Raw genomic sequence first — 8,159 nt, 5'->3', positions numbered from 1 at the left:
GCGTCGGCGGTGTACTGGACGAGGCGCTGCATCAGGGCCACCTCTAGGACGGAGCGTTGCACGGCGGTGAGCTGGGGGAATGCGGATGATTGTCGCGGAGGCTGTCACGTCCTCGTCGGTGATCAATAGGATCGGGACGTTCTTTTCCGCGAGCTGGTCAGCGAGCAGGCCTTCTCTCTGGCGGCCGAACAGCACATGAGCAGTAGAGGGTCCCGCGCAGTCCATGGGACCGTGCAGGTAGGACCTGGTGTCCATGGCCATCGAGGGAACGAAGGGATCCTGACGAGAACGAAGCCATCCTGCGCCTGGGCCTGCACCGCCTGCCGGCAAAAGACTTCCCCCACCTCCGGGCGCTCGGCCCGGTCCTCGCCGACTACGACGGCGACGCCGAGCTCGACCAGGGACTGAGCATCCTGCTCCCCGGACTCGCAACCCAACTGACCACTCACCACCGCTAGCCACGTCTCTAAGGCCCACTGGGCAGTTTCACTGGTCACCGGCGGGCACATCAACTGACCGCCCGTGGGCAAAAAACTAAGGCCATGCACATCCAGGGAGGACGCTCGGGACGTGAACCTGTAACCTGCTGCGAAATTGCACCTAAAGGAGTCTCCGGCCGAGGCCCCTACACGTGAGGGCTTGACGCCCGGCCGAAACAGAGCGGGGCCAAGGCGGCCAGACGTGGACGGGCTGCCGCACCATCCGTCAAGGGCGCCGTCATCCGGAGCCAGCACCTCTTGATCGATGGCCGACCGTTGACTCACGCCGCCGGGGAAGACGCCAGCGGAGGCGCATTACCCTGGACGAAGCCCGTATCAGCCGCGTGCGGCCACCCGAACAGGACCTGCACGGAGCTGACTGACACCAGCGATAGTCAGGCCAGATGTTCCCCCACGATTTGCTGCGCGCCGACGACCCGAAGACCTTCTTCAGTCTCCCGAGGTAGCAGGTTCCAGCAGGATCACCTGAGACAGACCGGGTGGCGTTCAACCATTCGGCCGCACGCCTCGACTCTGATTTGCAGGAAGCGCCGTGGACTAGTAACCGCCGCCGGTGCCGTCGCTAGGGCTAGCGTTGCGGTAGGTCCCGCCTTTCCGGTAGACCCTGCCACGCTGGGACTGGAACGTACCCCTATGGGCGGGCGGCTTCTCCTTTCGCCAGCGGGCGGAAGATCCTCCAGACAACACGAACGGTAATGGCAATCGGCACCGCCAGGATGACAGCCGCGGCAATCAAAGTGTCCAAATGGATCGGTCCCCCACGTTCCTTCGATTGGTCGTGGCCACGGTCAGCGGCGCTCCAGCCACCGTGAGTACAACTCGGCACTGTTCTTCAAGAGCCACCCCGAGTAGGCCACGCCGGCGGCGATGCTCAGCTGAGCTGCAGCGATGAGGCCCACAATGGGAAGCACCTGTGGGGACCTGCCGTTGGGTGTGAACAGGACCAAGCCGGCTGCGATCAGCACCGCACCGATCACCGAGAATCTGATGACGCTCGGATTGATCCGGATGCTCTGCTCCACGCGCGGGATGTCAGAAGCAGGCTTCGGAAGTTTACGTGAGAACCGCACCCCCAACGTCAGGAGCCAACCCAGGGCCGAACCGACAGCGCCAAAAATCATCATGAAGATTCCCCGCTCAGGATCCTGGCCGAGAAGCCCGGAGAGCCCTGCGTCCACGGCCCCCGGAATCGCGAGGGTGGCGCCGTACCACCAAGCCACGAAAACCCACGACCGGCGCTGCGCGTAGCCAAAAGCCTGGGCGCGCGGATCTGTTGCCGCCATGGTGGCGGCGGTATCCCCCAATGTCATGAACCACACCATACCGGCATCCGGCGTTCCACGACCTGCAGGTTGATGTTACTCGCCACCCGTGGACGCCCATCGTGTTCAATCAGCTGTCCTTATGGAAGACCGCTGATCCGTCGGCTGATTCGTAGGCCGGGAATCCGAGGTTCGCGAGTCCTGCGATGGGTGTGGCGTCCTTCGCGAGGGCTTGCATGGCGTCGAAGAATTTCAGGGCAGTTGGCTGGTTGGCGGCTTCCTGGACCGAGATTGCCAGGTCCCCTTCGGCCAGGTGGTAGGTGCAGGTGAAGGTGCTGTCGGCCGAGTCCTTGATGGTGTGGGGATCCGCGTCCAGGTCCAGGATGGAACGCACTCTTTCCTTTGGCTGGTCCCCGCACACCATGAGCGCGGCTTCGCTGGGACCCTCGGCTCCGGTGGCACCTGGGGTGGAAGCGCCGTGACCGTGTGTGCTGGCGATGGGGCGGCGGCGGCAGGACTTGGTGAACCTGCGGGGGAGCTTTGCCCTTCGGCGCCGGCGGCTGCCGCGCAGCCGGAGAGCAGCACTGATGCTGCGGCCAGGGCGGCCAGGCACGCTTGAGGACATCACCAGGATTACCGACCGCTTCGACACCATCTACAGCATTGATGCAGACCCGCAGGTAGTACTGCCGCCCGCTAACAGATCCCTCATCGGAAGGTAGGAGACGGCGACTTTTGCGGGCACTCCCGACTCATTTTGGAACGACGATAACGGATATTCCCGTCAACCTGCCTCGGTCGGGCAAACCCGTGCATGCCGACCGCTGAGAGGCCGAGCAGCAGAGCCGAACGGTACGGGGCGGGCAAGGAATGCATAAGGATGCTCTCAACTTGCCCGCCCCGTGTTGCTGGTGTTGCACTGGCCGTCTCAAGCTGTCCGACGACCAGGTGTTGCTGGTGTTGCACTGGCCGTCTCAAGCTGTCCGACGACCAGGTGTTGCTGGTGTTGCACTGGCCGTCTCAAGCTGTCCGACGACCAGGTGTTGCTGGTGTTGCACTGGCCGTCTCAAGCTGTCCGACGACCAGGTGTTGCTGGTGTTGCACTGGCCGTCTCAAGCTGTCCGACGACCAGGTGTTGCTGGTGTTGCACTGGCCGTCTCAAGCTGTCCGACGACCAGGTGTTGCTGGTGATGCTCTGGCCGTCTCAAGCTGTCCGACGACCAGGTGTTGCTGGTGATGCTCTGGCCGTCTCAAGCTGTCCGACGACCAGGTGTTGCTGGTGATGCTCTGGCCGTCTCAAGCTGTCCGACGACCAGGTGTTGCTGGTGATGCTCTGGCCGTCTCAAGCTGTCCGACGACCAGGTGTTGCTGGTGATGCTCTGGCCGTCTCAAGCTGTCCGACGACCAGGTGTTACTGCAACGGTTCTTCCCCCTAAACAGGCCACTACAGCTACTTCAAGCCGGGGGAACTTCCGTTCTCTTTTTCTTACGAGAAAAAAATATAACCACCCTCTGAAATCTCGTCAAATCGCCTTTGGGCGCTCTGAGTTAGGTCCTTTTGCGGTTGGCTCGGGACCTACCTTGTAGGACACCCAAGCGGCAGGCGGGCCGCAGCCACTACAGAGCCGCCTTACAAGCGTCCAGTGAGGGATCCCCCTATGGGCTGTACCAAGGCCGGGGGAACTCCGGATTCGTCCTGGAAGGGGAGCTCCCGCAGCCACTTCACTTCCGATAATAAAGGCCGATAACGGGACTTCCCCGGCGAACGCGTCAGGGTGTTGCCTGTTCAGCGGCTGCCTGTAGACAGTTTGCTCGTTGGCGCCTAGTCCGTCAGTCTCTTTTGCAGATCTGGAAACTTTCTGGTGTGAAGCTGCAGGGTTTCATTTTGCTGCGGGACTCGTCGATGATCTCGTTTTGCCGTGTTTGCAGGCCCATGCGTCTTGTCCTCTCAAGATGGTGACCGAGTCGTGAGGGCCGAAGCGGGCCGCGAAGGCGGGCGCGACAGGACGATGTCGGGTGGTTGCTAAACGCGACCACCCGACATCGTCCTAAGGGATGGCTATTCGGTGACCTCGAAGGTGAGTGTCTCGGTGAATTCTTGGCCGTGAGAGTCGGTGGCGGTGACGGTGGCGGCGTGCTCGCCGATGGCCAGGCCGGCTGGCAGCTTCAGGCGCCACAGGTGGGAGGTTCGGTCGTGGAGGCCGCCGCCGTGCACCAGCTGCTCAAGGCTGGCGACCGGATCGGTGTACTCTGCGCCGATCAGCGGGATGTCGTCAGCGGTCATCGATTGGGTGCGTGTGGCCTCGACGGTCTGGCCGCCATCGATGGCTATCTTCACGGTGGAGCCGGTAGCACCCATCCAGAAGTTGGTGGTCAGCCAGGTCTCACCAAGTTCGCTCTGGGTTACGGCGTTAGGGTTCTGCGGGGCCGGAGCCGAGCCGCGCCGGTCCTTGTACGCGTCGTACCAGGTCCGGTAGGTGGGGGAGTTGATGCCCAGGGCCATCTGGTCGGAACCGTCGTCCCCGGTCGCGGTGAAACGCTCGCGGATCTCCGTGTTCTTGATATCCAGGGTCAGCACGCCGGGAGGGGTGCCATCACGCTGCACCGAGGTGGGGAAACCCTCCTCAAGGGTGCGTCCCTCGTACCACTGGCCCGATACTGCCGGGACGGTCAGGTGGGTGAACGGCAGGCCGTCCTGGCCGAGTGTGTCGGCCCAGCCGGCCATCAGGTCGCCCTTGCGCAGGTTCTCCGACATGTGGGTGTGTCCGGCCAGGGAGATCACCTCGCGGCCTTCAAGGATTTTGTAGATCTCCTTCAGCGGCTGGGTGGAGTGGGTGTCGCTGTAGAAGAACTCGAGCAGGGGGCTGTGGGCGCCCAGTACGATGACCCGGTCCTCGGGGACAGACGCGATGTCGGCGCGGAGCCACTCCAGCTGGCGGTCGCTGATGCCGGAGTCGTATTTGTTGCCTGACGGGCCGGGATACACGATGTTGCTCAGTGCGACGACGTGGGCCTTGCCGGCATCGTAGGAGTAGTACTCGGGGCCGAACTGGGCGCGGAAGGTGTCGAACTCGTGCTCACCGTCGAGGGCGTCGAAGTCGAGGTCGTGGTTGCCGGGCAGGAAACGGGCCGGACCGTTGAGCATGGAGGTCAGATTGCGCGTCTGGGAGTAGAGGGAAAGGTCATTGCCCACGATGTCGCCGAGGAACAGGGCGCCGCAGCCGGCGTAGTCGGTGCGGCCGGCGAGGTCGGCAAAGACACCGTTACGCGCGAATCTGACTTCTTCCTGGTCATAGGTTTGAACGTCGGCGCCGAGTACGCAGTGCTGTTCCGGAGACTGGGTGAGACCGCTCTTGGCCAGGGGGAAGTTCACCTTGTCAGGCAGTGCTCCGGTAGGGGCGATGCCGCCGTACTTCAGAGCAGGGGAGCCCGCGGGCAGGTGGTTATAGAAGAACTGTGCGACATTGTCTTGGTCCACCGGCACCTGGTAGCCGCGCGGCTGTGTAACGAAGGCGGTCATATTATCGAATACCGGCAGTTCGTAGCGGCCTTGCCCGTCGGTGGTAACGACGTCGCGGCCGTTGGAGACCGTCACTCCGGGCAGGCCCGGCTCGCCGGAATCCTGGGTCGAGTTCCTGTTCCTGTCGTGGAACACGGTGCCGTCGAGAATCTGCTGGTTGGCCTCGGCAGCGTTGAGGACCTCGACGCCGCCTCGGTAGGCGGAGCCGGCCCAGCTTGATTCTGCCGGTGCGCTGTCGGCACCTTCGACGTTAACGCGCCGGACTTCGGTGTTGACCGTGTTGGTTCCGTCCGTGACGGTGAAGTAGTACTCGTACCAGAGCTTGTCTGCCGGGTCGAACACGTCGAGGACGTGTTCGTAGCGGTCGTCCTGTCCGGCTTTCAGATAGTGCTTCTGGAATTCCGGCTCAAGGTCGCTGCGCAGGTTCAGGGTGACCGTGCGGACCTGCTGGTTGTCGGTGGCGGTCGCTTCGAATGAGTAGTCCGCTGCGGGGTTAATTCTCTGTCCGGTGGCGTCGGTCACCGACGGTTCCACCGAGTCGACGGGAAGCACCATGAGTCCTGCCGGAACCTGATTCGGGGTGACACTGCCGGGCGAAGCCGCAGCCAATCCGGTCAGGGTCTGCCGGGAGGGGTCCTCAGGGTTGACCGAGAACTGGATACCCCGATTGGCCGAGGTGTTGTCGGCACCGTCAAGGTTGTAGTAGGCGCGGTTTAGGCCGAAGCCGGTGTTCGTGGCGATCTCCAGCCCGCGTGGCGACCCGTTGGCCATGCCCCCGGTAAAAATTTCCACCAGGTTCTCACCCATAACTAGGGAGGAACCGAACTTGGCGTTGAAGTCAGCGTCGGTCAATGAATCGTTCTGGCCGTTCTTGATCCAGAAGACCAGGGTGCCGCCCGGTGCGATAGAAACTTCACGGGGCACCGACGGCCAGTCCACAACATTGGAGTTAGTCAGATCCGCGCGGGGGTAGAGGTAACGGAGGGTGTAATCGCTGAAATCGAGCGGTTCGGAAGAGGCGTTGTACACCTCAATGAACTCGAAGCCGTCGGCAGTGCCCACGTTGGACGTATCCGGCGTGATTTCGGTGATCTGCAGTGGCGCAGTGGCCAGCGGCGCGCCGGGCTGCATGACAGGGGCTGGAGCGGCGGTGGCGGCAGGGCTGAACATGGCGCAGGTCGCTAGCAAAGCCAGAGCGCCTGCGGTTGTACCAAACGGCCGGGACCACCGGGTTGTTTGCAAAGAAGGGGATGGGTGCACGAATTAAACCTCTTGTGGGGAATTGAATTGCTGCCCGTCGGGGCGAGATCACTATCGACCTTTTCCAAATCAGATGAACGAGAGCCGAAGTTGAAGCAAAGTGAGCGCTAACAGCTTTCCTATGCAGAAGCGGCTGGCTGAGCGTAGTGCCCGCATTGAGCCCAGGGGAACCTGCGCCTGAGGGCTTATCAGCCTCGATAGTCTCGCCTTATGCCCCCGCCGGACTATTGGCTTCGTATAAGAAGAGGCTCTGGGCCTTCCTGCCATATCAGCTCCGACCAAGTCCTACGTCTACTTTTCCCCCGGTTTCTGGGACGAAAGGAATCCGATCGACTCGGGCTACTGGTTCCGCCCGCTGCTCGGATCTGGTCGCTGCCTACACCCCTACTCACCCTGATCCTGATGGGCTCGAAGGCCGTCGGCCTGGCTGAACAGTTCTGACCTCCGAAACTTGGGGAAAACGCCATCAAATGATGCTAGGAAACAGCCCCCTTTGGAGGCACTCCCCCGCCTGTTTTAAAGAGCCGATAATTGACCTTATGTAAAGCTGGCGCTCAGAACGGGCCCCTGGGTTGGAAACCAGCGCCTTGGCAGCCCCTTGCTCTGCGGTCACTTGAGCCACTGAGAAACCGATAGAAATTGGCGAAGCTCCGGTCAAATAAGGGGCGACCGCCCAAGGGCGGACCGCCCGGAGCGGTAGCTTGGAGAAATTATCCGCCTAGCCTTCACATTCGATGCAGTATGAGTGGCCGTTGCTCTCACGGGCCAGTGGGACCGGTGCCGGACCAGGAAGCAGGAATAGCAGGTGAACTCGTCCTGGCCCTGGGGAATGACCTGAACGATGAGCTCCTCGGAGACAATTTCTCCCCCGGGGGTCAGGCCCTCATCCAGTACATCGGCTTCGTCCAGTTCAGTCACGACGCTGCGGGCATCCGGGGCGTTCGCAGACTGCAATGCCTCCAGCGAACGGTCCTGGGATTCCTTGACGTCGGAACGGAGTTCGTCATAGTCGGCTGCCGCTTGGATGTCTCTCATTTCTGACGTTCTCTTCTGACGAAACTGCAACGTACACCACGGCACCAATTGTTCCCGCGTTGAAAGCCCACGAGGGAGAGGCAGGTAGCTCTTCGCCCGCCGTAACTTTTGTGGCCGGCGCCCAATTCCAATTGAGTTAGTTAGGGTTCGTGTACCCGCTCGTCGATCCGGAGCGCAAGGGCCTGGCTGTCATCGCTTCCCTGCCAGCAGGTGTGGTCTTTTGGGCTGCAGCCACCCGGGCCACGGGCCCGGCGGAAAAGTGGCTCCGAAGACGCCAAGCACCAAAGCCGGAAATAGACGCGAGAACCGTCGCTCCCGTATGAGTACCTGGATTGCGGGAGCGCCGCCCCCGCTACACCGCTGGGAACGGAACGCGATCCTCCCCCCACGCTGCCTTTCACCTGCCGCTGCCGAGTAGCCGACGTTACGTGACAACCACTCAAGAAGAAGTCGAGCTGCCGCAACCTCGTGTTGCCGTCCTCCGGGCGTCCAGCCTTTGACCACTCTCTTGCCCGCCCCCACTGCTGCCACATAGGCTCATTATGTGAGTGGCGGGGACGGCAATCCGAAAAGCGGATCCGG

At 62.2% G+C, this 8,159-nt stretch carries 3 protein-coding genes and 2 pseudogenes; 1 reads left to right on the top strand and 4 read right to left on the bottom strand.

Translation table 11 applies throughout. The annotated features are described in order from the left end of the window. Nucleotides 1-275 precede the first annotated feature (275 nt). Nucleotides 276-458, top strand: a pseudogene (locus tag CXQ88_RS22785) (TetR/AcrR family transcriptional regulator); the annotation flags it as partial. 830 nt (nt 459-1,288) lie between these two features. Here the strand turns inward: CXQ88_RS22785 and CXQ88_RS21030 are convergent. From CXQ88_RS21030 to CXQ88_RS21010, 4 genes and pseudogenes are all read right to left on the bottom strand, one after another. Then, nucleotides 1,289-1,810, bottom strand: coding sequence for a hypothetical protein (locus CXQ88_RS21030; RefSeq protein WP_146069263.1), 522 nt, complete (start codon nt 1,808-1,810; stop codon nt 1,289-1,291). Nucleotides 1,811-1,892: 82 nt separating this feature from the next. Further along, nucleotides 1,893-2,417, bottom strand: coding sequence for a hypothetical protein (locus tag CXQ88_RS22050; RefSeq protein WP_181037643.1), 525 nt, complete (start codon nt 2,415-2,417; stop codon nt 1,893-1,895). 1,404 nt (nt 2,418-3,821) lie between these two features. After that, on the bottom strand, nt 3,822-6,452 hold the full coding sequence (locus tag CXQ88_RS21015) for a calcineurin-like phosphoesterase C-terminal domain-containing protein (protein ID WP_104046100.1): 2,631 nt from the start codon (nt 6,450-6,452) through the stop codon (nt 3,822-3,824). 808 nt (nt 6,453-7,260) lie between these two features. Further along, nucleotides 7,261-7,577 (bottom strand): annotated as a pseudogene (locus CXQ88_RS21010) (DUF4193 domain-containing protein). Nucleotides 7,578-8,159 lie beyond the last annotated feature (582 nt).

Origin of the sequence: Arthrobacter sp. ZGTC412 (assembly GCF_002929215.1) — a bacterium.
GTDB lineage: Bacteria > Actinomycetota > Actinomycetes > Actinomycetales > Micrococcaceae > Arthrobacter.
Note: the sequence above shows the minus strand (reverse complement) of the source record. Positions and strands in the feature narration are given on the sequence as shown.

Excerpts from the sequence above, each read along its gene's own strand:
- CXQ88_RS21030 (WP_146069263.1), bottom strand. The coding sequence starts at position 1,810 with ATGACATTGGGGGATACCGCCGCCACCATGGCGGCAACAGATCCGCGC.
- CXQ88_RS22050 (WP_181037643.1), bottom strand. The coding sequence starts at position 2,417 with ATGGTGTCGAAGCGGTCGGTAATCCTGGTGATGTCCTCAAGCGTGCCT.
- CXQ88_RS21015 (WP_104046100.1), bottom strand. The coding sequence starts at position 6,452 with ATGTTCAGCCCTGCCGCCACCGCCGCTCCAGCCCCTGTCATGCAGCCC.